Raw genomic sequence first — 25408 nt, 5'->3', positions numbered from 1 at the left:
CGCAGGGTGTTGTTGGCGGTTTTAAAGCAACCACATTCCGACCAGACCGCTGAGTACACCGACCAGCATGGTCATCAGAGCCACGCTGACCAGAACCCGGGTGTCGAAGTCTTTGCGTAGCATCAGCAGTGACGGCAGGCTGACGCTCGGCAAGGTCATCAGTAGCGCCACGGCTGGGGCTGTGCCCATGCCTAGAGCCATCATGGTCTGCACAATCGGAATTTCCGCCGCCGTGGGGATCACAAACAGCGTGCCGATAATGGCCAGAGGGACCAGCCACATCAGGTTATCGCTCATGGCGCCGTCCACATGGGGGAACAGCCATACGCGTGCTGCGCCCAGCAACAGCACTGCCAGCAGATACACCGGAATGGTATTCCAGAACAATTGCCACAAGGTCTGGCCCCAGCGGCTGAAGAAGTTCTGCTGAACAATCTGGCTGGCCTCGGACACTGCGTCCAGTGCCGCGTCGGGGATACTTTCGGGGCGCGAGATGCGTTGTGCAATCAGTGACACACCAACCACCAGCACGATCCCGGCGACCAGGCGCAGAACACTAAAGCCCCAGCCCAGTACAAAGCCCATAAACACCAGGGTTGCAGGGTTGAGTACCGGGTTGGCGATCCAGAAGGCCAGTGCCGCGCCTACCGAGACCTTTTGCCGACGCATGCCAGCGGCCACAGGCGCCGCGCAGCAGGTACACATCATGCCCGGCAAGGCGAACAGGCCACCACGCAGGGTCGAGCCCAGCCCGGCCTTGCCGAACAGGCGCAGCAGCCAGTCACGGGGGATCAGTACCTGAATCAGCGAGCCTAGAATGACCGCCAGCACGGCGGCTTTCCAGATCGCCAGAAAGTACACCTGGGCATAGGCCAGTGCGGCGGCGATGGGTTCGCCCTGATTATCGTTGAGGATCGAGGCTCCGATGCTGTGGTTGTCGGCGGCGACAAAAGCCTTGAGGTAGTAGGGCGACCACTTGACGTAGTACAGACCAATACCGGCAATCAGCAAAAACAGCAGGGGCTTGCACCAGAATGACCAGCCTCTAGTGGGCTTGGCTGGGGAAATACTGGACATAAAGAGTTACCAAACGCAGGGAAATAGCGCCGCATGATACCTGTCCCCGGACCATAAATCCTGTAGCCGCCGACGAGCTCCGCGAGGCTGCGTTCGCGATGAGACAGCAAAACCAGGGTTCAGGGTTTACGGTCGCTGCGCAACCGGACGCAGTCTCGTTCTACTCGTCAGCGGCTACAGATACTTCAAGCGTGGGAGCGAGCCTGGAGCAGAGTATCGACAAGATCGGGGTTACAAGGTCCTGATCGAATTGCTGATTCCACGGGCGCATTGGATAACGGTCGAGGCAACTTTGTCTTCGGCGTCTTGCATGACCCAACGGCTGCTGGGCACTACTACGTGTACGGCGGCAACCGGCAGGCCGTGGCTGTTGAATATCGGCGCAGCAATGGTCATGTCGCCGAGGAACATTTCTTCCTTGTTGGTGGCATAGCCCTGTTTGCGGCTGATTTGCACGCGCTCAAAAATGGCCGAGGCATCGGTCAGGGTGTAGCGGGTCAGTTCAACCAGTTCACTGGCTTGCAGCACGCTGTGAACCTCGTCGTCGGTCAGGCCACTCAGGTACGCACGACCGCCCCCGGAGCAGTACATGGGGATGCGGCTGCCGATGGGCATATGGATCGGGATAAATTTTGGCGCGACAAAACGCGAGACAAACACCATGTCCAGACCGTCCGGTTCTGTCAGGTTGACCGTCTCTCCGGTGATCTGGTTGAGCTCGGCCAGGTAGGGGTTGGCGACATCGACCAGGATGTCGGCCGTCAGGTAGTTGTAGCCGATCTCCATGACCTTGGGCGTTAACTGAAAGCGTCGGCTTTGCGGATGTTTGCGCACATAACCGAGCTCCTCAAGGGTATGCACCATGCGCTGGGCCGAGCTTTTGCTGATGCCCGCCGCCAGCGCGATATCCGCCAGGGTCATGGTGCGCCGCGCTGCTCCAAAGCCGCGAAGAACGGCCAGGCCCTTTTCCAGTGACTGGTTGAAAAGAGGGTTGTTGTTATCGCTCATGGCGCATCCTATGCATTTTTCGGGCATATAAGTATCGATATCCGATACTTATAAATCTCTTTACGATTTAAGTAAATTGGTTATAGTCGATGGCGGCATTTTGTACCAGAGGGTGCAAGGGTTGTTGAGTGCCGCATAGGAACAACCAAAAGCGACCACAGGGAGATTCGCTATGCAAAAACCTTTTCAAGTACTGACGCTTGTTTGCGCCATGGCTGCCGGGCTGATTGGATCAGCCGCAGCTGTTGCAGAGCCTGTGTACAAAGTCGGAGCAACGGCGACGGGCATCCCGTTCACCTTCCTCGATATCAAGAGCGGTAAAATCCAGGGCATGATGGTCGACGCAGCTGAAGCTGTCGGCAAAGCCGGTGGGTTTGGTACCGAAATCCAGCAAACCACGTTTGCCGCACTGATCCCTTCGCTGACTACCAACAAGATTGACCTGATTTCCGCCGCCATGCTCAAGACCCCCGAGCGTGAGAAGGTTGTGCAGTATTCCGATCCTATCTTCAGCTACGGCGAAGGCCTGATGGTTCAGGCTGATGATCAGAAAGAATACAAGACCATGGCTGACCTGGCCGGTGAAGTGGTCGGTGCGCAAGTGGGCACGGTGTTCCTTGATGCGCTGAACAAGCACGGTGGCTTCAAGGAAGTCCGTAGCTACGACTCCATTCCAGACATGATGCGCGACCTGAAACTGGGCCGTATCAAGGCCGCATTCGGTGATCGCCCGATCATCGCCTACCAGTTGGCCCAGGGCAAAAACCCGGACGTGAAACTGTCGAGCAGTTATGTGCCGGTGGTGATGGGCGACGTATGCCTGGTCATGCGTCAGGGCGACGCCGAGAAGCTGGCGCAGGTCAACAAGGGCATTGCTGCGATCAAGGCGGACGGCTCGCTGCAACGCATCATCGAGAAGTGGAAGCTGAACTGATGATCCTGTGGCCCCCGCGATGCGGTGGGCCACTTTTTGTAGCGGTGCGCAGGTAGTTTATGTTTCTCCAGGATGCGTTGGACTTTCTTCCGATTCTGCTCAAAGGCGCTGTGGTCACGGTTCAGGTCACGGCGGGGTCGTTCCTGCTCAGTTCAGTGATTGGCCTGCTGTTCGCACTGATGATGGTTTCCAAAATTCGTGCCGTCGCCTTGTTCGCCATTGGCGTGGTCAATGTGATTCGCGGACTGCCGATCATCGTGCAGCTGTTTTATATCTATTTTGTATTACCCGACTTCGGTATCCAGCTCAGCGCCATGCAGGCTGGGGTGGTCGGTTTGGGGATAGCCTATTCGGCTTATCAGGCCGAGAACTTCCGGGCCGGAATTCAAGCCATCGACATTGGCCAGATCGAAGCTGCCGAGTCTTTTGGCATGCGCGGCCTGCTGATCATGCGCAGGATCGTATTGCCCCAGGCGTTTCGCATTGCCTTGCCACCCTATGGCAACACACTGGTGATGATGCTCAAGGACTCGTCACTGGTATCGACCATCACCGTGGCCGAGATGACTCGCCAAGGGCAACTGATCGCGTCTTCGACGTTTGAAAACATGACGGTCTACACCCTGGTTGCGTTGCTCTATCTGTCGATGAGCTTGCCGCTGTCCTATGGCTTGCGTCGTCTGGAAGGCCGTTTTGCGCTGCGGAGGCGTACATGAAGCCAACGTCAAAACTGAAACTGCCGCCTTCGCTATGGTCCGCGACCTCTCGTCCTGGAGCGCTGACCCGGCCCCTGGCAGAAAACAAGCGCGTCGATGTGGCGATTGTCGGTGCCGGCTACACCGGGCTGGTGACTGCGCTGCGCCTGGCGGAGTCGGGTGTCAGTGTGTGTGTGCTGGATGCGGGAGAGCCAGGCTGGGGGGCTTCGGGGCGCAACGGCGGGCAGGTGATTCCGGGGCTAAAATACGATCCGGATCAGTTGATTGAGCGCTTCGGTGCGGTGCGCGGTGAGAAGATCATCGAAGCGTGCGGCGGGGCAGCGGACGAAGTGTTTTCCTTGATTCGCGAGTACGGCATTGCTTGCGATGCCACGCGCAAGGGCTGGATCCAGCCGGCTTTTTCCTATGCCACGATGAAGACCCTGGAGCACCGTGCCCGACAGTGGCAGCAGCGCGGCATCGCAGCCGAGTTGCTGGACAGCGATGCTGTTTGCCAGCGTATCGGCACGCAAAATTACGTGGGCGGGTGGGTTGATCCGCGAGCTGGCAGTCTGCATCCGCTGAACTATGCCCGGGGCTTGGCCAGATCGGCACTGGGCCGTGGGGTGATGATTCACAGCGACAGCCGGGTGACAGACCTGCGCCGAATTGGCCCGCAATGGCAATTGACCACCGCCCAGGGGCACACTGTCACCGCCGAGCGCGTGGTGCTGGCGACCAATGGCTATACCGATGGCTTGTGGCCCGGGCTGCGCCAAACCGTGCTGGCGGCCAACAGTTTCATGATCGCGACCCGGCCACTTTCACCAGAGTTGCGCAAAACCATTTTGCCCGGTGGGGAAGTGTGTTCGGATGCCCGGCGTTTGTTGTTGTATTTCAAGCAGGATGCTCAGGGCCGCGTGTTGCTGGGCGGGCGAGGGCCCTTCGCCGAGCCGCGTCGGGCTGAAGATTGGGGGCATCTGGAGCGCTCGCTGGTCAGCGTGTTTCCACAATTGGCGGGGGTCGCGATTGAATACCGCTGGAGCGGTCGTGTGGCGCTCAACCATAGCATGCTGCCGCAATTACATGAGCCGCAACCGGGGCTATCAATCCTGATGGGCTACAACGGGCGCGGTATTGCGATGTCGAGCACCTTGGGCAAGCACCTTGCGGCGCGGATCTCAGGCGCCAGCGATGACTTCCCGTTTCCGGTGACGCCGATTCGCCGAATTCCCTTTCACAGCTTGCAGCGCTTGTACGTGGCGGCGGGTATCAGCTACTACCGGCTGCTGGATGCGCTGAACGGGTAAGGGCAGCGGCAAGTTTCAAGGTTGCCGCTTACAGCCTGATGCTGTTGTCAGTCCGACTTGATGGTGGAGACATCATCAGCCCTGATCTTGATGTGTTTGCCTGCAATGTCCACGAACTCATAGAAGCCGTCCTTGTTGGTGGTGTTTGGCAGGTCTTTGGTCAGGTACTGCGTGCCGTTTTGCAGGGTCACAACGCTCGGGGTCGCGCAGCCAGCCAATCCCAGCAAGGCCACCAAAAGCAGGGGTAAACCGATAACGTTGATCTTCATGCGTGTACCTTGAGCTGTTGGCAAGTAAGAAAATAGTCGCGCCGGGCTTCGTTCTGCCGCCAGCGCTGCGAAGCAGTTGCTGGATCTGACAGCGTTTTTTCGATTTTGTGCCTGACGTCTTTGCTGGCGAGGAATGTACCTGTAGCTACTCTGTTCCAGGTCAAGCCCCAGTGGGAGCGAGCCTGCTCGCGAATGATCTTCGCGAGCAGGCTCGCTCCCACGCTTGAAGTATCTCTGCCGCTGATGAGGCACGAGGCTGCGATGGGCTGAGGCCCCGTGCCTCGTCAGGGGCTATAGGGGCTACAAAAAATCGTGGTGATGGTATAGGCATGTTCTGGCGCGGACAATGTTTATACCGGGGCAGACCGTTGGCGATCAGCTCGGGCAGGTCCTGGAGCCATTGTCCAGAAGCTGCTTTTCAGTGCGGTTGAGCAGTGTGGCCTTGCCGTCTTTCCAGGTCAGGGTCAGCACATACAGTGAGTCAAAGTCACTGCCGGGCCAGTCTTCAATCAATGAGGTTTTCTTGCCCAGCGCGTTGCTGGCGACGTCATTGATCAGCTCTGGCAGGTAGCCGTGGGACCAGGCGGTGTAGATGGTCGAGTTGTGATACTGGTCGTCGGTCAACTCATTGGCCAGGGCACGAGTGTCATTGGCCGAGTACTCCAGATTGATTGGCAAGCCCAGCTTGATGGCGCTGGGGTTGATGGTCATCAGTGGCCGTACGTAGCTGTAGGCGTCATCATCGGCGCCCTCTTCAACCTGGCGTGAGGGGTTGGCGGCAAACACGTAGTCGGCCTTGCCATAGCGTTGCGGCAGCAGGGTAGCCAGATCAATCGCGCGGTTAAGCCCCTGACAGGTGAGCTGGCCAAGGCCGTCGGCCGGTTTTTCGGCATGGCGCATAAACACCAGGGTCTGCACACCGTCTACCGGCTGGGCAAAGACGTCATCCGCATGTATGGCCAGAGTAATGGCGCCAGCGACCAATAACAGCGGGATAGCCGCCAGTGCGTAGGGCTTGAGTCGAGGTTTAATCCAAACAGACTGGGTCATGGGGTTCTTCTGATTACATCTATTGAGGCTGATTGGCCTGGCACATCGAGCGTATCAGCCCGTGTGTTTCTCCTTGTTAGTGCTGCACTATCTAAGCTTTTTCATTCCTGAACAAAGCGTTCATTAGATACCGGTTTCAAAATTGGTTCGATTTTACCTGCGCTAGATAGCTAATAGTCCTACAGGTCGAGTGCTATGGTGGCTTTTTTATATGACAAAATCGTTCGCTCTTTAGTCCGGTATCTCGACAGAGGCTCCCGAAATGCTCCCAGCGCCATTCAGAAAACCGACCAATCCCGTGCACCTGCGTGTTCGTGCCTGGCGCGGCCGGGTGGGTTTGGCAATGGTCGCGAGCTTGTCGGTTCTGGCTGGCATGACTGACGCCATTGGCTTTCTGGCCACCGGCAATTTCATCTCGTTTATGAGTGGCAATACTACGCGTCTGGCCGTGGCGGTCGGTGAGGGTGACGTGAGCATGGTGGTACGCCTGCTGCTTGCGGTGCTGGCGTTTATTCTCGGCAATGCCCTGGGAGTATTGTTGGGGCGCTGGAGTGGGCGGCGGGCATTGCCGTTGATGCTGGTGATTGCCGGCTTGTTGTGTACCGCCGCGTTGCTGCCGCTGGCGACACAAGTACCCGCGTTGCTGGCGGCGATTGTGGCGATGGGCATGCTCAATGCGGCGGTGGAGCAGGTTAATGGCTTGCCGGTGGGTTTGACGTATGTGACCGGGGCGTTATCGCGTTTTGGTCGGGGCCTGGGGCGATGGATGCTGGGCGAGCGGCGCAGCGGCTGGCGAGTGCAGTTGGTGCCCTGGACCGGGATGTTGCTGGGCGCGGTACTGGGCGCGGTGCTGGAGGCGCAGTTCGGGCTCAAGGCCATGCTTTTCAGCGCCGGTTTTGCCGCAGCTCTGGGGCTGCTGTCGCTGAGAATTCCGCGTCGCTGGCAGCGCGATTACATGCCGCGCTAAACGCCCGTTTTTCTTCGCCCACGCTGGGCGTAAACTGGCCCGGCGCACCAGCATGCCCAACCCTACGAACAGGAGTCGTTGTGTCCAAGTCAGTCGATGACAATTCATCCCTTGAGTCATTTTCCATTGAGAGTCCTGCGCCGCTGTACGCGCGCGTCAAACAGGCCATCGCGCAAAAAATCCGTTCGGGCGCCTGGTTGCCCAATTCCAAGCTGCCTTCCGAGAGCGAGCTGCTCACCCTGCTGGGCGTGAGCCGCATGACCATCAATCGCGCATTGCGTGAGTTGACTATCGAAGGGCTGCTGGTACGCATGCAGGGGGTGGGAACTTTTGTGGCGGTGCCCAAAGGCAATGCGGCGTTGTTCGAGATCCACAATATTGCCCAGGAAATCGCCGACCGCGGCCACGTGCATCGCTGTGAGGTAATGGTGCTGGAAGAGGTCCCGGCCAAGGTTACACCTGTGCTGCCGTTTGCCCTGGATGGGGTCAAACGCTTCTTCCACTCGGTGATGGTGCATTACGAAAACAATGTGCCGGTGCAAATCGAAGAGCGCTATGTGAATGCCGAGATTGCCCCGGAATACTTGCAGCAGGACTTCACCCGTACCACCGCCTATGCCTACCTGATGAACCTGGCGCCACTGACCGGCGGTGAACATGTGGTGGAAGCGATTCATGCCAAATCTGCGGAATGCCGCTTGCTGAACGTCAAGCGAAATGAGCCATGCCTGCTGATTCGTCGCCGCACCTGGGCCGCTCAAGGCCTGGTGGGTTGTGCCCGGCTGGTGTATCCGGGTTCGCGCTATCGCCTGCAGGGTCAATGCGGGAACTGAGTGGTGGTTTGTAGCGGGTAGCGGTGTGTTACTCGCGTTACTTTTGGTGCGTTTTTGTTACCTTCCTACCTGTTGATGCACAAAGTTGCGGCACATTTTTGCAACTTTTCCGTGCGTAAAATTCTTTTGGTGAAAAACATTAGTTTTTTAACTATCTGATTTTAAATAATATTTTTCACTAATTTTAGCCTTCCTGCGCGATGCCTTTGGCGTGTTGGCCCTTCACTTGCATTCACTTGTACATACAGGTTGGTATAAGTGCGCACTAGTTTGCGCTGCTTGAGCATTTGAGGGGGTGGCATGAACAACAGTCCGTTTACGCAACAACTGCAAGGTGTACGGGTGCTGGATATCAGTCGCGTACTGGCCGGGCCGCATTGCACTGCGATGCTCGCTGATTTGGGGGCCGATGTGATCAAGTTCGAAGTGCCCGAGGAGGGTGATGATGCCCGTCACTTGGGGCCGTTTCTGGACGGTGAAAGTGTCTACTTCGGCCTTATTAACCGCGGTAAGCGCAGCGTTGAAATTGATTTCAAAAACCCAGCGGATCGCCAGCGTTTCTACGAGTTGGTGGCCGATGCTGATGTTGTGGTCGAGAATTTTCGCCCCGGCGTCACTCAGCGTTTGGGCATAGATTTCGACAGCCTCAAGCAGTACAACCCGCGTCTGATCTACGCCAGCATTTCCGGTTTTGGCCAGGAAGGTCCGCTGTCCAAGCGCCCGGCATACGACATCGTGGCGCAGGCCATGTCCGGCCTGATGAGTGTCACCGGATTCGCTGCCACCGGCCCGACCCGCAGCGGTGAGGCCATTGGCGATTTGTGTGCGGGGGTTTATGCGGCCTGGGCCATCAGCTCGGCGCTGTTTGCCCGTGAGCGGCATGCACCGGGCGCGCAGTACATCGATGTGGCCATGTTTGATGTGCTGTTCAGTCTGCAAATGACCGGTCTGTCCAACCTTTACGCCAACGGTGTGGCGCCGGGGTTGGTGGGTAATCGGCATCCGGTCTCGACCCCCTTTGATACCTACTGCGCGGCAGACGGTCAGGTGGTCATTGCGGTGGCAAGTAATCGCTTGTTTGAGCGCTTGTGCCAGTGCATGGGCCAGCCGGAACTGGCGACCGATGCGCGCTTTATCAATGACACCCAGCGCACCCTGAATGAACCGGCCCTGCGCGCCACCATTGAAGCCTGGACGGCGCAGCACAGTGTTGAACATTTGTGCGACGGCCTGCTCGATGCAGGTGTTCCGTCATCGCCCGTGTGGGATCTGGCACAAGCTGCGAGCAGTGAGCACGCCCGTGTGCGCCAGTTGCAGTTTCAGCCTGCGGGCGCGGTATTGCCGCTGGTGCCGCAACCGGTGTTCTTCAATGGCCTTAAACCCCACGCAACCACTATTGCCCCACGTTTGGGGGCAGACAACGCCGTATTTGGCTTGAGTAAAGCAGGAGCACACGCATGAACTTCGAAATGACTGCAGAAGAGTTGGCCGTGGTCGACAGCGCCGAGCAAGTGGCCCGCGAAGTGATTCAACCACTGGCCCAGCACTACGACGAAACCGAAAGCTTTTGTCTGGCGAGCATCCGGGCCCTGGGCGATTTGGGCTGCATGGGCATCAACCTGCCAGAAGAATACGGCGGCCTGGGCATCGGTAGCCTGGCGATGAGTCGTGTAGTGGAAGCGGTGGCGGGGGCCTGTGCCTCCACCGCATCGGCAATGACCGCACACTTTTTGGCCACGGACTCGATCCTGCTCGGCGGCACCGAGCAACAAAAACAGGAATGGTTGCCACGTGCAGCCAGCGGCGAGTTACTCGGTGCCTTTGCCCTGACTGAACCGGCGGCGGGCTCGAACCCGGCCGATATGCGCAGTCGCGCAGCACGTGAAGAGGGCGGTTGGCGCATACGCGGCAGCAAGCACTACATTACCAACGCCAAGGAAGCCGACTTTATTGTGCTGTACGTGAAGACTGACGCAGACGCCGGGCACAAGGGCATCAGTGCCTTTATGGTGCCCAGGGGCACGGCGGGCATCAGCTTCTCCAGTCCGGAAAAAACCATGGGCCTGCGTGGCAGTACCATCTATGAGCTGGCGCTGGACTGCTGGTTGCCGGAGTCGGCATTGCTCGGTGTTGAGGGCCAGGGGTTCAACACGGCAATGGCGGTGCTGGATCGCGGACGGGTGGAGGTGGCAGCCATGTCGCTCGGGATTGCCAATGCGGCTCTGCAAGCCAGCCTGAGCTGGGTGCGTGAGCGTCAGATCGGGCCCAAGCCTCTGGCGGCGTATCAAGGTACGCAATGGCGACTGGCAGACATGTACGCTCAGCTTGAAAGTGCGCGCATGCTGACCATGAAAGCCGCCGCCCGGCGTGATAGCGGCGAACGTTTCAGCCTGGACTCGGCCACCGCCAAATTGGTGGCCGCCGAATGCGCCGGGTTTATTACTGATGCCGCGCTGCAACTGCACGGTGGTTATGGTTACAGCCGGGATTTACCGCTGGAGCGCTATGTGCGTGATGCACGGATTTTGCGGATTTTTGAAGGCACCTCCGAGGTGCAGAAGATCATCATCTCCCGCGCCTTGCTCGACGCTACCAGGTAATCAACCTGTGGCAGGTGCAGGTTGGGGCCTGCCCGTTGTTGCATGGATGCACTGAAGTCCGGTCAAGGATTGGAAAAGTCTTTCCCAAAACAACACGGCGCACCTGTGGTGCCAGCCTGAAGGAACTGCTTATGTCCACGCTCAACCAAGATTCGCCGCGGGCTACGCTGGTAGAACAGCGTTCTATTGATTACATCCCTGAATCAGAGCGCCATGGGCGCCTGTTCAGCCAGTTCACCTTGTGGTTCGGGGCCAACCTGCAAGTCACTGCAATTGTCACCGGGGCCCTGGCCGTGGTGCTGGGCGGCGATGTGTTCTGGTCGCTGATCGGTCTGCTGATCGGGCAAGTACTGGGCGGAACCATCATGGCGTTGCACGCGGCGCAGGGGCCGAAACTGGGCTTGCCGCAGATGATCTCCAGCCGAGTGCAATTCGGAGTCTACGGCGCAGTGATCCCGATTGTGCTGGTGTGCCTGATGTACGTGGGCTTTTCGGCCAGCGGTTCAGTGCTGGCTGGGCAGGCGGTGGGGCAACTGATCGGGGTGAGTGATTCGTGGGGCATACTGATTTTTGCCGCGCTGATCGTGCTGCTGACCATTCTGGGCTATCGCACTATTCACATGATCGGCCGCGTGGCGAGTGTGGTCGGGGTGCTGGCGTTTTTCTACCTGTTCTACACCTTGATTTCACAAAACGACATTGGTTTGTTGCTGAGCAACAAACACTTTTCATTGAGTAGTTTTTTGCTGGCCATTTCCTTGTCGGCGTCCTGGCAGATCGCCTTTGGGCCATATGTGGCGGACTACTCGCGTTACTTGCCATCCAATACCTCGTCGCTGAAAACCTTTCTGGCGGTGGGTCTGGGGTCGGTCGTCGGTTCGCAGATTTCGATGGTCTTCGGGGTATTTGTGGCCGCGTTGGCGGGCAGCAAGTTTGCCGGGCATGAGGTGTCGTACATCGTTGGCATGGGAGCGAGCGGGGCAATGGCGGCGTTGCTGTATTTTTGTGTGGTATTCGGCAAGGTGACCATCACCACACTCAATGCTTACGGCAGCTTCATGTCACTGGCGACCATTGTCAGTGGCTTTCGTGGCAACCATGAAATTTCCAAAGCTTTGCGCCTGTTTTACATCCTGCTCATGGTGGGCTTTGCTACCGCGTTGGCGTTGCTGGGGCAGCATTCGTTCCTCAAGGACTTCTCTGCATTCATCCTGTTTTTGTTGGCTTTTTTCACCCCTTGGAGTGCGATCAATCTGGTTGATTTCTACTTGATCAGCAAAGAGCGCTATGACGTACCGGCACTGTCTAACCCGAATGGCCGATACGGGCGCTGGAATCTGCGGGGTATTCTGGTCTACGCCTTTGGGGTGGTAATTCAGCTGCCGTTTATTGCCACCAGCTTCTATACCGGGCCTTTGGTCGAGCCGCTGGGCGGGACTGATATCTCGTGGATTATCGGCCTGACGCTGCCAGCGCTGGTGTATTACTTCGTGGCGCGTAACTCGGGGCAAGCGGTGCCGGATCAACTGATTTTGCCCGTTGAACCGGCGACGGTTTAAGGGCTTTCCAATCAACACAGGTGTGCGGTGCTGTTTGCTGTCGGCGCTGCCCCTGCAGCCATAGAGGGAAAAAACCATGAAGGTGCTGGCCTGTATCAAACGCGTGGTCGACTACAACGTTAAAGTACGCGTCAAGGCGGACAACTCCGGTGTTGACCTCGCCAACGTCAAGATGTCGATGAACCCCTTCTGCGAAATCGCTGTGGAAGAAGCCGTACGCCTGAAAGAGCTTTCTATAAAAGAAGGGGGTGTTGCGACTGAAATCGTCGTCGTCTGCATCGGCCCGACCACTGCTCAGGAACAGCTGCGTACCGCGCTGGCACTGGGTGCAGATCGCGCCATTCTCGTCGAGTCCGCCGAAGACCTGACCTCGCTCGCCGTGGCCAAGCTGCTCAAGGCAGTGGTCGACAAGGAGCAGCCTCAGCTGATGATCCTGGGCAAACAGGCCATCGACAGCGACAACAACCAGACCGGCCAGATGCTGGCTGCGCTGACCGGTTACGGTCAGGGCACTTTCGCCTCCAAAGTTGAAGTGGCGGGCGACAAGGTTGTCGTGACCCGTGAAGTTGACGGTGGCGCGCAAACTGTTTCGCTGAGCTTGCCAGCGATCATCACCACGGATCTGCGTTTGAACGAGCCGCGTTATGCGTCCCTGCCAAACATCATGAAAGCCAAGAAGAAGCCGCTTGAAGTGCTGACGCCAGAAGCGTTGGGCGTTTCCACTGCGTCGACCAACAAAACCTTGAAAGTCGAAGCGCCTGCTGCACGCAGCGCGGGCATCAAGGTCAAGTCGGTGGCTGAACTGGTCGAGAAACTGAAAACCGAAGCGAAGGTAATCTAATCATGACTATCTTGGTAATCGCAGAACACGACGGCAAAACGCTGGCTCCGGCCACGCTGAACACCGTAGCCGCTGCCGCTAAAATCGGTGGCGATATCAACGTTCTGGTCGCAGGCCAGGGCATTGGTGCTGTAGCTGAAGCTGCTGCTAACATTGCTGGCGTGGCTAAAATCCTGGTGGCTGACAACGCGGCTTACGCGCATCAGTTGCCTGAGAACGTTGCCCCGCTGGTAGCTGAGCTTGCTGCTGGCTACAGCCATATCCTGGCTGCTGCCACCTCCAACGGCAAAAACATCCTGCCGCGCGTTGCTGCGCAGTTGGACGTTGACCAGATCTCCGAGATCATCTCGGTCATCAGCGCTGACACCTTCACCCGTCCGATCTACGCCGGTAACGCCATTGCCACCGTGCAGTCCACTGCACCGGTCAAAGTGATTACCGTGCGTGCCACCGGTTTCGATCCGGTTGCCGCACAAGGTGGTTCGGCAGCGGTTGAAGCACTTGCAGCGGTTCACGATGCAGGCACTTCGTCGTTTGTCAGCGAAGAGCTGGCCAAGTCGGACCGTCCTGAGCTGACCGCAGCCAAAATCGTCGTCTCCGGCGGTCGCGGGATGCAGAATGGTGACAACTTCAAGTACCTGTATTCACTGGCCGACAAGCTGGGCGCAGGTGTCGGGGCTTCTCGTGCTGCAGTGGACGCAGGCTTTGTACCCAACGACATGCAGGTCGGACAGACCGGCAAAATCGTTGCGCCTCAACTGTACATCGCCGTTGGTATTTCCGGCGCGATCCAGCATCTGGCCGGTATGAAAGACTCCAAAGTGATCGTTGCGATCAACAAGGACGAAGAAGCACCGATCTTCCAGGTAGCGGATTACGGTCTGGTAGCGGACTTGTTCGAGGCGGTGCCTGAGCTGGAACAGGCGGTATAGCAGCCCAAAAAAAGCCCCGGAGATTATCCGGGGCTTTTTTGTACGGCGGGGTTATCAGCTGTAGCTGTTAACTTTGACCAGTGCCGGCTCGGTTTGAGCCTTTTCCCAGGTCAGGGTCAAGGTTTGCAGGACACGCGCCATGTAGTCGCTATCGGCGGCGGCCTTCTTGCCCACGTAGCCTTGGCCACGGCGGTACATTTTGAGGTGGGCTCGCATTTGTGGGCGTTCCTCCTCGAATCTGGTTTCTTCCTTGCACGATGTCACTGCGTCGATACGCACATCACCGGCGTCGCTGATCCACAGGATGTGGTCGTTCAGCGTGTCTTTCTGAGCGGCGAACAGTCGAGCCAGCTCGTTAACAGTCGGTTGGTTATTCAGGTTCATGGCTAACTCCGTGACTACTCGTTGATCTGTCTAATTGATTCGCGCAACTGCACCTGCAGCGCTACGTAGTGTCCATCTAAAGCAGATCTGCCTTGAGTTCGTCATATGTAGTCGTAAAACAAAGCGCTACATAAAGAGCGTAAAGCGAGGGAGAGCAGCGTGAACCAGGATGCCAGGGTGACATGACGCATCAGCCACAAGCTTCTTGAGGACCTTTCGCTAGCCTCTGTCGTCTTTGACGCGGACGATCAAGCCAGGTCAGCTTCATCAATTCTGCCTTGTGGGCAGTACCTATCCCGGAACAGCCCGACAGCTCGTCGAGCATGCATGCAACAACCCTTTCCAGTGCTTCCGGTGGGGAAGACGTCTGCATAATGCTGGGGGAAAAACCTGTCGTCAATACATATGTAGTGATTATTTTTAAGCACTACATATGTGACTGGCAGGTCGATTTTCAGCATGCCGGTCATCCCTCGATGGTCACAAAACCTGTAGCCACTGCCGCAGGCTGCGATGGGTTGCGCAGCGGCCCCAAGGCGCTTCCATCAAAGGCGAAGGTGCTGCGGCCCTTGTCGCAGCCTTCGGCAGCGGCTACAGAAGACCTGCGGTGCAAGGCGCCGCTCTGCTAGTATCAGGCGCTTTGACATTGACTAGAGGTGCCTCCATGAGCGAGCCGATTCGCCTGACCCAGTACAGCCACGGCGCGGGGTGCGGGTGCAAGATTTCGCCTCAGGTACTGGAAGTGATTCTCGCCGGCAGTGGCGCGCAAAACCTCGATTCCAAACTTTGGGTAGGCAATGCGTCACGCGACGATGCGGCGGTTTATGCGCTGGATGACGAACGCGGAGTGGTCTCGACCACCGACTTCTTCATGCCGATTGTCGATGATCCCTACGATTTCGGCCGGATTGCGGCCACCAATGCCATCAGCGATATCTATGCCATGGGCGGCGATCCGTTGATGGCGATTGCGATTCTGGGCTGGCCGGTGCATTTGCTGCCACCCGAAGTGGCCCGTGAAGTGATTCGCGGTGGTCGTGCCGTGTGCGATGACGCTGGCATCCCGCTGGCGGGCGGGCATTCGATCGACACCCCAGAGCCGATTTTCGGCCTGGCCGTGACCGGTGTGGTCAACAAGCGCCACATGAAGCGCAACGACACGGCGACCGCCGGGTGCCTGCTGTACCTGACCAAACCCTTGGGTATCGGCATCCTCACTACGGCCGAGAAGAAGGGCAAGTTGCGCACCGAAGACGTCGGTCTGGCACGGGACTGGATGTGCACGCTGAACAAGATCGGCAGCCAGTTTGCCAAGCTTGATGGGGTCAAGGCGATGACTGACGTCACCGGTTTTGGCCTGCTCGGGCATTTGGTGGAAATGGCCGATGGCAGCCACCTGACTGCGCAGATCCAGTACGCCAAAGTGCCGCTTCTGGCCTCGGTTGAGTACTACCTGGAACAGGGCTGTGTACCTGGCGGCACATTGCGCAACTTTGACAGTTACGCCAGCAAGCTTTCGCCGCTTCAGGAATTGCACAAGCGTGTGCTATGCGACCCGCAAACCAGCGGCGGCCTGTTGGTTGCCGTCAGTCCGGAGGGCAACCAGGCGTTCCTGCAAATGGCCAGCGAGCATGGCCTGGCACTGGAGCCGATCGGCCAGTTGGTTGAGCGACAGACGTACGCGGTTGAGGTGTCATGATGGCTTATGACGTAACCGACTTCCGCGAGCTGTTTCTCAATGATCGGCCGATGATGGACACCCGTGCGCCGATTGAATTTCACAAAGGGGCGTTCCCCGGTGTAGTCAACCTGCCGTTGATGACCGACTACGAGCGCGAACGTGTCGGCACCTGCTACAAGCAGCAAGGCCAGCAGGCTGCTGTGGTGCTGGGGCATCAACTGGTGTCGGGCCAGACTAAAGCCGAACGCCTGCAGGCATGGGCCGATTTTGCCCGGGCCAACCCCGATGGCTGCCTGTACTGCTTTCGCGGTGGCATGCGCTCGCAAATCGTCCAGCAGTGGCTCAAACAGGATGCCGGGATCGATTACCCGCGTGTCACCGGCGGCTACAAGGCGCTGCGTACCTTTCTGATCCAGACCGTTGATGATGCCGTGGCGCAATGCGCCATGACGGTACTCGGCGGCATGACCGGCACCGGAAAAACCGATGTGCTGGTGCAACTGAACAATGGCCTGGACCTTGAAGGCCATGCCAATCATCGTGGCTCAAGTTTCGGCAAACGGGCGACCGGACAACCGTCGAATATCGACTTTGAAAACCGTCTGGCGATCGACGTGCTGAAAAAGCGCGCCAAAGGTCACGAAGGTTTTGTGGTCGAAGACGAAAGCCGCACGGTCGGCAGCTGCGCCTTGCCACTGGCGCTGTATCAACGCATGCAAGACGCGCCGATGGTCTGGCTGGAAGACAGCCTGCAAAGCCGTGTCGAGCGTATTTTGCGCGACTACGTCGTGGATTTGAGCGCTGAATTCACTGTCAAAAATGGCGAACACGGCTTCACCCTGTTTGCCCAGCGTTTGCTGGAAAGCCTGGCGAAAATTCAGCGACGTCTGGGCGGCGAACGCCATCAGCGTTTGCAGGCCGTCATGGAAGCCGCCCTGCAAGAGCAGGAAAGCTGTGGTGCGGTGGACCTGCACCGGGTCTGGATCGAGGCTTTGCTGCGCGAATATTACGACCCGATGTACGCCTTCCAGCGCGAGAAAAAAGGCTCGCGCATTGCCTTTGCCGGTGATCAGGCGGCAGTGCTTGAGTATCTGCGCGAACAGGCGGGCAACACGGTTTCGTAGCAGCTACCGCGTGTGGTCCGGCATTGGCCAAAGCAGTCACCCAGCTTGAGCGGTTTGACCATTGTTGCAGAGCCTTCGCAAGGCGATTATCAGCAGGATTTTTCACGGTTCCCATCCTAAAAATAAAGACCGAGGGATTCTGCTGATGCGCGACTATCTGACTGCGATGAATGATTTTGACTACCAACGTACCGTGACGGGCGCACTGGACGGCCATTTGGCGGCCATCAATGCCTGTGTCGAGTGCTGTGATCGGCATGCCTTGCCGGGTCGTATTGCGTTGTTCTGGGAGGGTCGCGATGCCAGCAGCGCAACGTATACCTTCACGCAGTTACAGGATCAGGCCGCGCGCTTTGCCAATTTTCTGTTGGCCCAGGGCGTAAAGCGTGGCGATAAAGTTGCAGGCTTGCTGCCGCGTAACGTCGAGTTGCTGATCGTTGCCTTCGCAACCTGGCGGATTGGCGCCATCTACCAGCCGCTTTTCACCGCATTTGGCCCCAAGGCCATCGAGCACCGGCTCAATGGTTCCGGCGCTGCGCTGGTGGTTACGGATGCGGTAAACCGGGCCAAACTCAACGAGGTCAATGATTGCCCTGCGATTGTCACGGTGGCAGGGGCCAAAGGGCAGGGCCTGGTGCGCGGCGACTTCAGCTTTTGGGCGGAGCTGGATAACTATCCGGCTACCTGCGAGCCGGTGATGCTCACCGGTGAAGACCCGTTTTTGCTGATGTTCACCTCGGGCACCACCGGCCCGGCCAAGCCGCTGCTGGTGCCGCTCAAGGCGATTGTCGCGTTCCAGAGCTATACCCGCGATGCGGTGGGGCTGCGCCCTGAGGATTCGTTCTGGAACCTGGCTGATCCGGGCTGGGCCTACGGTATCTACTTCGGGATCACCGGGCCGTTGTCCATGGGCCACCCGATCACTTTGTACGATGGCCCGTTCACGGTCGAAAGCACCTGTCGGGTGATCAAGAAGTACGGCATCACCAACCTCACCGGTTCGCCCACTGCGTATCGGATGCTGATCGCTGCCGGGGACGCGTTCTCCAGCAAGATCAAGGGCCAGTTGCGGGTGGTGAGCAGCGCCGGTGAGCCGCTCAACCCTGAAGTGATTCGCTGGTTTGCCGAAGAACTCGACGTCACCATCCATGACCACTACGGCCAGACCGAAGTCGGCATGGTGCTGTGCAACCACCACGGGCTCGATCACCCGGTGCATATGGGCGCCGCAGGTTTCGCCTCGCCGGGGCATCGGATCGTGGTGCTCGATGATAACTATCAGGAATTGCCCGTCGGCCAACCGGGGATTCTGGCAGTTGATCGCAGCCAATCGCCAATGTGCTGGTTTGGTGGCTACGAAGGCTTCAAGACCAAGGCGTTCGTCGGCAATTATTACCTGAGCGGCGACACCGTGGAGCTGAACCCGGACGGCAGCATCAGCTTCGTCGGGCGTAGTGATGACGTGATCACCACCTCCGGTTATCGCGTCGGGCCGTTCGATGTGGAAAGCGCCCTGATCGAGCACCCGGCCGTGGTCGAAGCCGCCGTGGTCGGCAAGCCGGACCCCGAGCGCACCGAGCTGGTCAAAGCCTTCGTGGTTTTGAACCCGCAGTACCTGGGCGATGCGCAACTGGCTGAAACCCTGCGCCTGCATGTACGCCAGCGTCTGGCCGCGCATGCCTATCCCCGTGAAATCGAATTTGTCAGCGAGCTGCCGAAAACGCCGAGCGGCAAGCTGCAGCGCTTTATTTTGCGCAACCAGGAAATTGCCAAGGCTGAACTGGCCGCAAGCGCCAAAGTCTCTGCTTAATAATCAGGAATTATCATGCAAATCGAGAACAAGGTTTTTATCGTCACCGGTGGTGCATCGGGACTGGGTGCAGCCACCGCCGAGATGCTGGTCAAGGCGGGCGCCAAGGTGATGTTGGTGGATATGAACGCCGATGCAGTGGCCGCCCAGGCAGCCAGACTCGGCAGCCAGGCGCGTAGCGCAGTGGCCGACATCAGCCAGGCAGATGCTGCGCAAGCGGCGGTCACGGCTACAGTGGCCGCCTTTGGCGGGGTCAACGGGCTGGTCAATTGCGCAGGTATCGTGCGCGGTGAAAAGATCATCGGTAAAAACGGCCCGCATGCGCTGGAGAGCTTCAGCCAGGTGATCAACGTCAACCTGATTGGCAGCTTCAACATGCTGCGTCTGGCCGCTGCGGCAATTGCTGAAACCGGCGCCGATGCCGATGGCGAGCGCGGAGTGATCATCAATACGGCTTCGGTGGCAGCCTTTGACGGCCAGATCGGCCAGGCCGCGTATGCCGCGTCGAAGGGGGCTATCGCCAGCCTCACCTTGCCTGCTGCTCGCGAATTGGCTCGCTTCGGGATTCGGGTCATGACCATCGCCCCGGGCATCTTTGAAACCCCGATGATGGCCGGCATGACTCCCGAAGTACGTGACTCCCTGGCTGCCGGTGTACCGTTCCCGCCACGCCTGGGCAAGCCTGACGAGTACGCGTCGCTGGTGCGGCATATTATCGAAAACAGCATGCTCAATGGCGAGGTGATCCGTCTCGACGGTGCCTTGCGCATGGCCGCCAAATAAGAGGTGTGAAATGACAATAGCCAATGATCCGGTCGTGATTGTGAGTGTTGCACGCACGCCCATGGGCGGTTTTCAAGGTGACTTCAAGGGCCTGACCGCACCGCAACTCGGCGCTGCGGCGATCCGTGCAGCGGTAGAGCGGGCCGGGGTGGCGCCTGATGGTGTGGAAGAAGTGCTGTTTGGCTGCGTGCTCTCGGCCGGTCTCGGTCAGGCACCTGCGCGTCAGGCCGCCCTGGGCGCCGGGCTGGACAAGGGCACGCGCTGCACCACGCTGAACAAGATGTGCGGTTCGGGTATGGAAGCCACCATTCTGGGCCACGACCGGCTGCTGGCCGGGGGCGTCGATGTGGTGGTGGCGGGGGGCATGGAGAGCATGTCCAATGCGCCGTACTTGCTGGACCGTGCCCGTAGCGGTTACCGCATGGGCCATGGCCGGGTACTGGACCACATGTTCCTCGACGGTCTGGAAGATGCCTATGACCGTGGTCGCCTGATGGGCACTTTCGCCGAAGACTGTGCCCAGCTTCATGGTTTCAGTCGCGAGGCGCAGGATGCGTTTGCCGTGGCTTCGCTGACCCGTGCGCAGCAGGCGATCAAAGACGGCAGTTTCAGCGCCGAGATCGTCCCGGTGCAGGTGACCGTGGGCAAGGAGCAACGCCTGATCAGTGATGATGAGCAACCGCCCAAGGCCAATTTGGCAAAAATTCCTACCCTGAAACCGGCGTTCCGCGATGGCGGCACGGTGACGGCGGCCAACTCCAGTTCGATTTCCGATGGTGCTGCGGCGCTGGTTTTGATGCGCAGCAGCGAGGCGCAAAAACGCGGGCTCAAACCCCTGGCGGTGATCCATGGCCATGCGGCGTTTGCCGATGAGCCAGGGCTGTTCCCGACGGCCCCTGTGGGCGCGATCAAGCGGCTGATGAGCAAGACCGGTTGGGATCTGAACCAAGTTGATCTGTTCGAGATCAACGAAGCGTTTGCAGTGGTCAGCCTGGTGACGATGAGCGAGCTGGATATCCCCCACAGCAAGGTCAATATCTACGGCGGGGCTTGTGCACTGGGGCATCCGATAGGCGCTTCGGGAGCACGGATCCTGGTGACCTTGCTTTCGGCATTGCGTCAGCAAAAGGCCAAATTCGGCGTTGCAGCCATCTGCATCGGCGGCGGTGAAGCCACGGCGATTGCCGTGGAATGTCTGTATTAAGGATTTTTTATGCTGCCCACATCCGAACAATTACAAATTCGCGAAGCGGCCCAACAGTTTGCCCAGGAACGTTTGAAGCCCTTTGCGGCTGAGTGGGACAAGCAGCACCGCTTTCCTCGAGAGGCCATTGATGAGATGGCGCAACTGGGGTTTTTCGGCATGCTCGTACCTGAGGAGTGGGGCGGTTGCGACACCGGCTATCAGGCCTACGCAATGGCCCTCGAAGAAATCGCCGCCGGCGACGGATCCTGCTCCACGATTATGAGCGTGCACAACTCGGTGGGTTGCGTGCCAATCCTCAAGTACGGCACCGAGCAGCAAAAACAGGAGTTTTTGATCCCCCTGGCCAGCGGTGCGATGCTTGGCGCTTTTGCTCTGACCGAACCGCAGGCCGGCTCCGATGCCAGCGACCTGAAAACCCGTGCCCGCCGTGAAGGCGATCATTACGTACTCAATGGCTGCAAGCAGTTCATCACCTCGGGGCAAAACGCCGGGGTGGTGATAGTTTTTGCGGTGACGGACCCAGCGGCGGGCAAGCGTGGGATCACTGCATTTATCGTCCCCACTGATTCGCCGGGCTATAGCGTGGCCCGGGTTGAAGACAAATTGGGGCAGCATGCTTCAGACACCTGCCAGATCCTGTTTACCGACCTGAAAGTGCCGGTGGCCAACCGCTTGGGTGAAGAAGGGCAGGGCTACAAAATTGCCCTCGGCAACCTGGAAGGCGGGCGCATTGGTATTGCTTCGCAAGCAGTGGGCATGGCCCGGGCTGCCTTTGAAGCTGCCCGCGACTACGCCCGCGAACGCGTGACCTTTGGTCAACCATTGGTTGAGCATCAGGCGGTGGCGTTTCGTCTGGCCGATATGTCGACTGAAATAGCCGTCGCCCGGCAGATGGTTCGTTACGCCGCAGCGCTGCGTGACAGTGGCCAGTCGGCGTTGGTCGAGGCTTCGCAGGCCAAGCTGTTTGCATCGGAAATGGCCGAGCGGGTGTGCTCCAAAGCGTTGCAAACCTTGGGCGGTTATGGCTATTTGAGCGATTTTCCGCTGGAACGGATCTACCGCGATGTACGGGTGTGCCAGATTTATGAAGGCACCAGTGATATTCAGCGCATGGTCATTTCGCGCAATCTTTGAATCGAGGGCATAAGCGATGAGTTACGAAACCATTCTGTTGGACATTCATGGGCAGGTGGGCCTGATTACCCTGAACCGACCGCAGGCGCTCAACGCCCTGAATGCGCAGTTGGTCAGCGAGGTCAACCAGGCGCTGGACACGCTGGAAGCCGATAACGGGATTGGCTGTATCGTCATTACCGGCTCGAAAAAAGCCTTTGCCGCGGGTGCGGATATCAAGGAAATGGCGGACCTGACCTACCCGCAAATTTATCTCGACGATCTGTTCTCGGACAGCGATCGCGTAGCGACCCGACGCAAGCCGATTATTGCTGCGGTGGCCGGGTTTGCCTTGGGCGGTGGCTGTGAACTGGCGATGATGTGCGACTTTATTCTGGCCGGTGACAATGCCAAATTCGGCCAGCCGGAAATCAACCTGGGGGTGTTGCCGGGCATGGGCGGTACGCAGCGTCTGACCCGTGCCGTGGGTAAGGCCAAGGCGATGGAAATGTGCTTGAGCGGACGCTTGATCGGCGCCGAAGAGGCCGAGCGTTCAGGGCTGGTAGCCCGTGTGGTGCCAGTGGATGAGTTGCTCGACGAAGCGCTGAAAGTGGCGGCGCTGATCGCCAGGAAATCTCTGCCGGTGCTGATGCTGACCAAGGAATGTGTGAATCGCTCTTTCGAAGTCAACTTGGCTGAAGGTGTGCGTTTCGAGCGTCGGGTATTCCATTCGATGTTCGCGACACACGACCAGAAAGAAGGCATGGCGGCGTTTGTGGGTAAACGTGAGGCGGAGTTCAAAAACCGCTAAAGATCAAAGTCCCCTCACCCTAACCCTCTCCCTTTGGGAGAGGGTTAGGGGCTCTCGTAGCACCCCTTAAATCAGATAATTCTTCAATTCCCGCGCAATCACCATCCGTTGAATCTCGCTCGATCCCTCATAGATCTGGGTGATTCGCGCGTCCCGGTAGTAACGCTCCACCGGATAGTCCTCAAGGTAGCCATAGCCGCCGTGGATCTGGATGGCTTTGGAGCACACATACTCGGCCATTTCCGAAGCAAACAGCTTGGCTTGCGAGGCTTCCGAGAGGCAGGGCTTGCCCGCGCTGCGCAGGCGCGCCGCATGCAGGATCAACAGGCGTGCAGCATTGATTCGGGTTTGCATGTCGGCCAGCATGTTGGCGATGCTTTGGTGCTCGATGATCGCTTTGTCAAACTGCACCCGGTCGCGGGCATAGCCCAGTGCCGCCTCAAAGGCCGCCCGGGCGATCCCCAATGCCTGTGCGCCAATACCGATGCGGCCGCCTTCAAGGTTGGACAGGGCGATGGCCAGCCCCTTGCCGCGCTCGCCGAGCATATTGGCTTCAGGCACGCTGCAGTTGTTCAGGGTAACGGCGCAGGTGTCCGAGGCGCGGATGCCCATTTTGTGTTCGGTACGGTCGACGATAAAACCTGGGGTGGAGGTGGGCACCAAAAAGGCCGAAATGCCTTTTTTGCCCAAGTCGGGGTCGGTCACTGCAAATACGATGGCCAGTTTGGCGCGCTTGCCATTGCTGACAAATTGCTTGGCACCGTTGATCACCCATTGCCCGTCGCGCAGTTCAGCCCGGGTGCGCAGGTTGTGGGCTTCGGAGCCTGCTTGTGGTTCGGTCAGGCAAAAACAGGCGATGGTCTGGCCGCTGGCAAGCTCCGCCAGCCAGGTTTGCTTTTGCGTCTCGCTGCCATATTTGAGGATGGGCCCGCAGCCCACCGAGTTATGGATGCTCATCAGCGCCCCGGTTGCGGCATCCCCGGCCGAGATCTCTTCCACGGCCAGAGCATAAGCGACGTAATCGACATAAGTGCCGCCCCATTCCTCCGGGACCACCATGCCGAGCAGCCCCAGTTCGCCGAGCTTGGCAACCAGTGCATCGTCGATCCAGCCGGCCTTTTCCCAGGCCTGGGCATGGGGAGCGATTTCGCGGCGGGCAAAGTCGCGGGCCATGTCGCGGATCATCACTTGTTCTTCGCTCAGTTCGATGTCTTGCATGGCTCAGGCTCCCTTCGCGTTGAATTCGGTGAAAAAACTGGCGACATGGTTCGCATCCAGCGCGTCCAGGGTTGGCGGGTTCCAGTGCGGGGTTTTGTCCTTGTCGATAATCAGCGCGCGCACGCCCTCCATCAGGTCACCGCGATCAAACCACTGGCGGTCCAGGTGCAGCTCCAGGGCGAAGCACTGTTCAAGGGGCAACTCGCGTCCACGGCGCAACATTTCGAGGGTGACGGCCATGGCCAGTGGCGAGCGAGTTTGCAGCAGGTCAGCGGTTTCAATGGCCCAGTCGCGGGTTTCTGGTGCAATGACGGCGCGCAGGTGGGCAACAATCCGCGGCAGGTCGTCTTGGGAGAAAACACTGTCAATCAGAGGGCGCAGCCTGGCCAGCGGCGGATCGGGCAATGCAGCTACCGCGAACCGGGCTACCAGCGCAGTCAGGTCGTCAATGGGAGATGTTTGCCAGGCGAGGGCGTTCAGGCACTGATCCAGTTCAGCCAGTTTGCTGCTCTCCAGGTAGCCGTCAGCCAGTCCGCAATACAACGCATCGGCAGCGCGGATTTGCACGCCGCTGACGCCGAGATATGTACCCAGTTGGCCCGGTGTACGGGTCAGAAAATAGCTGCCGCCGACGTCAGGGAAATAACCGATGGCCACTTCCGGCATCGCCAGTTTGCTGCGCTCGGTGACCAGGCGTAGATCCGCGCCTTGCACCAGCCCCATGCCGCCGCCGAGGACGAATCCGTCCATCAAGGCAACCACGGGTTTTGGGTAGCGGTGCAGTGTCAAGTCGAGGGCGTATTCTTCTTCGAAGAACACGCTGTGCAGGGTGTCTTTGTTTTGATAGCTGTCGTACAACGAGCGAATATCGCCGCCAGCACAGAAGGCTTTTTCACCCGCGCCGCGCAGCACTACAGCCTTGATCTGTGGGTCTGTAGCCCAGTTATCCAGGTGTTGCTGAAGGCTGCGGACCATCTGCAGATTGATGGCGTTGAGGCCGCTGGGGCGGTTGAGGGTCAGGTGGCCAATATGGTTGCGGACCTCGGCCAGAATCGTGTCTTGTAGCGGCGCGACATCCGGTGTCGGTGAGGAGGAAACCTGAGCAGTCATCACTAACTCCCTGCTTTGTATTATTTTTAGAAGGTGTTCACGGGCGAACGATAGGCGATGCTAACAGTGCAAATTTGCCCATTACAACCCTG

The 25408-nt window shown here is 58.6% G+C and carries 24 protein-coding genes; 17 read left to right on the top strand and 7 right to left on the bottom strand.

What is annotated here, in order from left to right:
• Window positions 1-21 precede the first annotated feature (21 nt).
• Both N7D90_RS14085 and N7D90_RS14080 read right to left on the bottom strand, forming a co-directional pair.
• Entirely contained in the window at window positions 22-1077 is a 1056-nt protein-coding gene (locus tag N7D90_RS14085) for a permease (protein ID WP_261738601.1), read from the bottom strand.
• Window positions 1078-1308: 231 nt separating this feature from the next.
• Window positions 1309-2085 (bottom strand): IclR family transcriptional regulator, encoded by a 777-nt coding sequence (locus N7D90_RS14080; RefSeq protein WP_261738600.1) that lies wholly within the window; start codon window positions 2083-2085, stop codon window positions 1309-1311.
• Between the two features lie 172 nt (window positions 2086-2257).
• Here N7D90_RS14080 and N7D90_RS14075 point away from each other — a divergent pair, with 172 nt between their 5' ends.
• From N7D90_RS14075 to N7D90_RS14065, 3 genes are read left to right on the top strand one after another with little or no spacing between them, the layout of a single operon-like run.
• Window positions 2258-3019, top strand: a complete 762-nt coding sequence (locus tag N7D90_RS14075) for an ABC transporter substrate-binding protein (protein ID WP_261738599.1) — start codon at window positions 2258-2260, stop codon at window positions 3017-3019.
• A 59-nt stretch (window positions 3020-3078) separates the two neighbouring features.
• On the top strand, window positions 3079-3735 hold the full coding sequence (locus N7D90_RS14070; protein WP_261738598.1) for an amino acid ABC transporter permease: 657 nt from the start codon (window positions 3079-3081) through the stop codon (window positions 3733-3735).
• Window positions 3732-5024: an NAD(P)/FAD-dependent oxidoreductase gene (locus N7D90_RS14065; protein ID WP_261738597.1), complete on the top strand. Its 1293-nt coding sequence runs from the start codon at window positions 3732-3734 to the stop codon at window positions 5022-5024. Before N7D90_RS14070 ends, N7D90_RS14065 begins: the two co-directional genes overlap by 4 nt.
• A gap of 47 nt (window positions 5025-5071) precedes the next feature.
• Here N7D90_RS14065 and N7D90_RS14060 read toward each other — a convergent pair whose 3' ends face one another.
• On the bottom strand, window positions 5072-5293 hold the full coding sequence (locus N7D90_RS14060; RefSeq protein WP_261738596.1) for a YgdI/YgdR family lipoprotein: 222 nt from the start codon (window positions 5291-5293) through the stop codon (window positions 5072-5074).
• Between the two features lie 375 nt (window positions 5294-5668).
• Window positions 5669-6343 (bottom strand): histidine phosphatase family protein, encoded by a 675-nt coding sequence (locus N7D90_RS14055; protein ID WP_261738595.1) that lies wholly within the window; start codon window positions 6341-6343, stop codon window positions 5669-5671.
• Between the two features lie 262 nt (window positions 6344-6605).
• On the opposite strand from N7D90_RS14055, the gene N7D90_RS14050 reads away from it, so the two are divergent.
• From N7D90_RS14050 to N7D90_RS14020, 7 genes are all read left to right on the top strand, one after another.
• Window positions 6606-7310: a YoaK family protein gene (locus N7D90_RS14050; protein ID WP_261738594.1), complete on the top strand. Its 705-nt coding sequence runs from the start codon at window positions 6606-6608 to the stop codon at window positions 7308-7310.
• An 80-nt stretch (window positions 7311-7390) separates the two neighbouring features.
• Complete coding sequence (gene hutC, locus N7D90_RS14045) at window positions 7391-8143, top strand: histidine utilization repressor (RefSeq protein ID WP_261738593.1); 753 nt, start codon at window positions 7391-7393, stop codon at window positions 8141-8143.
• A 300-nt stretch (window positions 8144-8443) separates the two neighbouring features.
• On the top strand, window positions 8444-9604 hold the full coding sequence (locus N7D90_RS14040; protein WP_261738592.1) for a CaiB/BaiF CoA transferase family protein: 1161 nt from the start codon (window positions 8444-8446) through the stop codon (window positions 9602-9604).
• A complete protein-coding gene (locus N7D90_RS14035) occupies window positions 9601-10743 on the top strand; it encodes an acyl-CoA dehydrogenase family protein (protein ID WP_261738591.1) in 1143 nt (380 codons plus the stop codon). The genes N7D90_RS14040 and N7D90_RS14035 overlap by 4 nt, the downstream gene beginning before the upstream one ends.
• A gap of 131 nt (window positions 10744-10874) precedes the next feature.
• Entirely contained in the window at window positions 10875-12302 is a 1428-nt protein-coding gene (locus N7D90_RS14030; protein ID WP_261738590.1) for a purine-cytosine permease family protein, read from the top strand.
• Window positions 12303-12378: 76 nt separating this feature from the next.
• Window positions 12379-13143: an electron transfer flavoprotein subunit beta/FixA family protein gene (locus N7D90_RS14025; RefSeq protein ID WP_261738589.1), complete on the top strand. Its 765-nt coding sequence runs from the start codon at window positions 12379-12381 to the stop codon at window positions 13141-13143.
• A gap of 2 nt (window positions 13144-13145) precedes the next feature.
• Window positions 13146-14075 carry an electron transfer flavoprotein subunit alpha/FixB family protein gene (locus N7D90_RS14020; RefSeq protein ID WP_261738588.1) on the top strand — a complete coding sequence of 310 codons (930 nt, stop codon included), beginning with the start codon at window positions 13146-13148 and terminating at the stop codon, window positions 14073-14075.
• Between the two features lie 54 nt (window positions 14076-14129).
• On the opposite strand, the gene N7D90_RS14015 is transcribed toward N7D90_RS14020, so the two are convergent.
• Window positions 14130-14459 carry a hypothetical protein gene (locus N7D90_RS14015; RefSeq protein ID WP_261738587.1) on the bottom strand — a complete coding sequence of 110 codons (330 nt, stop codon included), beginning with the start codon at window positions 14457-14459 and terminating at the stop codon, window positions 14130-14132.
• A gap of 664 nt (window positions 14460-15123) precedes the next feature.
• Here N7D90_RS14015 and selD point away from each other — a divergent pair.
• The 7 genes from selD to N7D90_RS13980 all read left to right on the top strand — a co-directional run bounded on the left by selD (window position 15124) and on the right by N7D90_RS13980 (window position 22988).
• A complete protein-coding gene (gene selD / locus N7D90_RS14010; RefSeq protein ID WP_261738586.1) occupies window positions 15124-16158 on the top strand; it encodes a selenide, water dikinase SelD in 1035 nt (344 codons plus the stop codon).
• Complete coding sequence (gene mnmH, locus N7D90_RS14005) at window positions 16158-17264, top strand: tRNA 2-selenouridine(34) synthase MnmH (RefSeq protein ID WP_261738585.1); 1107 nt, start codon at window positions 16158-16160, stop codon at window positions 17262-17264. The genes selD and mnmH overlap by 1 nt, the downstream gene beginning before the upstream one ends.
• Before the next feature lie 145 nt (window positions 17265-17409).
• Window positions 17410-19074, top strand: coding sequence for an AMP-binding protein (locus tag N7D90_RS14000; protein WP_261738584.1), 1665 nt, complete (start codon window positions 17410-17412; stop codon window positions 19072-19074).
• A gap of 15 nt (window positions 19075-19089) precedes the next feature.
• Window positions 19090-19857 (top strand): SDR family NAD(P)-dependent oxidoreductase, encoded by a 768-nt coding sequence (locus tag N7D90_RS13995; protein ID WP_261738583.1) that lies wholly within the window; start codon window positions 19090-19092, stop codon window positions 19855-19857.
• 10 nt (window positions 19858-19867) lie between these two features.
• Window positions 19868-21061 (top strand): acetyl-CoA C-acyltransferase, encoded by a 1194-nt coding sequence (locus tag N7D90_RS13990; protein ID WP_261738582.1) that lies wholly within the window; start codon window positions 19868-19870, stop codon window positions 21059-21061.
• A 9-nt stretch (window positions 21062-21070) separates the two neighbouring features.
• Complete coding sequence (locus tag N7D90_RS13985) at window positions 21071-22198, top strand: acyl-CoA dehydrogenase (protein WP_261738581.1); 1128 nt, start codon at window positions 21071-21073, stop codon at window positions 22196-22198.
• 16 nt (window positions 22199-22214) lie between these two features.
• The gene (locus tag N7D90_RS13980) at window positions 22215-22988 is read left to right on the top strand and encodes an enoyl-CoA hydratase (protein ID WP_261738580.1); all 774 of its coding nucleotides are present in this window, start codon (window positions 22215-22217) and stop codon (window positions 22986-22988) included.
• 66 nt (window positions 22989-23054) lie between these two features.
• On the opposite strand, the gene N7D90_RS13975 is transcribed toward N7D90_RS13980, so the two are convergent.
• Window positions 23055-24206 (bottom strand): acyl-CoA dehydrogenase family protein, encoded by a 1152-nt coding sequence (locus tag N7D90_RS13975; protein WP_261738579.1) that lies wholly within the window; start codon window positions 24204-24206, stop codon window positions 23055-23057.
• 3 nt (window positions 24207-24209) lie between these two features.
• Window positions 24210-25316, bottom strand: a complete 1107-nt coding sequence (locus N7D90_RS13970; RefSeq protein ID WP_261738578.1) for an enoyl-CoA hydratase/isomerase family protein — start codon at window positions 25314-25316, stop codon at window positions 24210-24212.
• Window positions 25317-25408 lie beyond the last annotated feature (92 nt).

The sequence above is a fragment of the Pseudomonas fragi genome, assembly GCF_025426255.1.
Classification (GTDB): domain Bacteria; phylum Pseudomonadota; class Gammaproteobacteria; order Pseudomonadales; family Pseudomonadaceae; genus Aquipseudomonas; species Aquipseudomonas kulmbachensis.
This window is presented reverse-complemented; position numbering and strand designations above follow the sequence as displayed.

Coding starts and splice junctions, on each gene's coding strand:
- N7D90_RS14000 (WP_261738584.1), top strand. CDS start 17,410: ATGCGCGACTATCTGACTGCGATGAATGATTTTGACTACCAACGTACC.
- N7D90_RS14070 (WP_261738598.1), top strand. CDS start 3,079: ATGTTTCTCCAGGATGCGTTGGACTTTCTTCCGATTCTGCTCAAAGGC.
- N7D90_RS14065 (WP_261738597.1), top strand. CDS start 3,732: ATGAAGCCAACGTCAAAACTGAAACTGCCGCCTTCGCTATGGTCCGCG.
- N7D90_RS14085 (WP_261738601.1), bottom strand. CDS start 1,077: ATGTCCAGTATTTCCCCAGCCAAGCCCACTAGAGGCTGGTCATTCTGG.
- N7D90_RS13985 (WP_261738581.1), top strand. CDS start 21,071: ATGCTGCCCACATCCGAACAATTACAAATTCGCGAAGCGGCCCAACAG.
- N7D90_RS14015 (WP_261738587.1), bottom strand. CDS start 14,459: ATGAACCTGAATAACCAACCGACTGTTAACGAGCTGGCTCGACTGTTC.
- N7D90_RS14035 (WP_261738591.1), top strand. CDS start 9,601: ATGAACTTCGAAATGACTGCAGAAGAGTTGGCCGTGGTCGACAGCGCC.
- N7D90_RS14020 (WP_261738588.1), top strand. CDS start 13,146: ATGACTATCTTGGTAATCGCAGAACACGACGGCAAAACGCTGGCTCCG.
- N7D90_RS13980 (WP_261738580.1), top strand. CDS start 22,215: ATGAGTTACGAAACCATTCTGTTGGACATTCATGGGCAGGTGGGCCTG.
- N7D90_RS13975 (WP_261738579.1), bottom strand. CDS start 24,206: ATGCAAGACATCGAACTGAGCGAAGAACAAGTGATGATCCGCGACATG.
- N7D90_RS14075 (WP_261738599.1), top strand. CDS start 2,258: ATGCAAAAACCTTTTCAAGTACTGACGCTTGTTTGCGCCATGGCTGCC.
- N7D90_RS14080 (WP_261738600.1), bottom strand. CDS start 2,085: ATGAGCGATAACAACAACCCTCTTTTCAACCAGTCACTGGAAAAGGGC.
- N7D90_RS14025 (WP_261738589.1), top strand. CDS start 12,379: ATGAAGGTGCTGGCCTGTATCAAACGCGTGGTCGACTACAACGTTAAA.
- N7D90_RS14030 (WP_261738590.1), top strand. CDS start 10,875: ATGTCCACGCTCAACCAAGATTCGCCGCGGGCTACGCTGGTAGAACAG.
- mnmH (WP_261738585.1), top strand. CDS start 16,158: ATGGCTTATGACGTAACCGACTTCCGCGAGCTGTTTCTCAATGATCGG.
- N7D90_RS14040 (WP_261738592.1), top strand. CDS start 8,444: ATGAACAACAGTCCGTTTACGCAACAACTGCAAGGTGTACGGGTGCTG.
- N7D90_RS13970 (WP_261738578.1), bottom strand. CDS start 25,316: ATGACTGCTCAGGTTTCCTCCTCACCGACACCGGATGTCGCGCCGCTA.
- N7D90_RS14060 (WP_261738596.1), bottom strand. CDS start 5,293: ATGAAGATCAACGTTATCGGTTTACCCCTGCTTTTGGTGGCCTTGCTG.
- N7D90_RS14055 (WP_261738595.1), bottom strand. CDS start 6,343: ATGACCCAGTCTGTTTGGATTAAACCTCGACTCAAGCCCTACGCACTG.
- N7D90_RS13990 (WP_261738582.1), top strand. CDS start 19,868: ATGACAATAGCCAATGATCCGGTCGTGATTGTGAGTGTTGCACGCACG.
- selD (WP_261738586.1), top strand. CDS start 15,124: ATGAGCGAGCCGATTCGCCTGACCCAGTACAGCCACGGCGCGGGGTGC.
- N7D90_RS14050 (WP_261738594.1), top strand. CDS start 6,606: ATGCTCCCAGCGCCATTCAGAAAACCGACCAATCCCGTGCACCTGCGT.
- N7D90_RS13995 (WP_261738583.1), top strand. CDS start 19,090: ATGCAAATCGAGAACAAGGTTTTTATCGTCACCGGTGGTGCATCGGGA.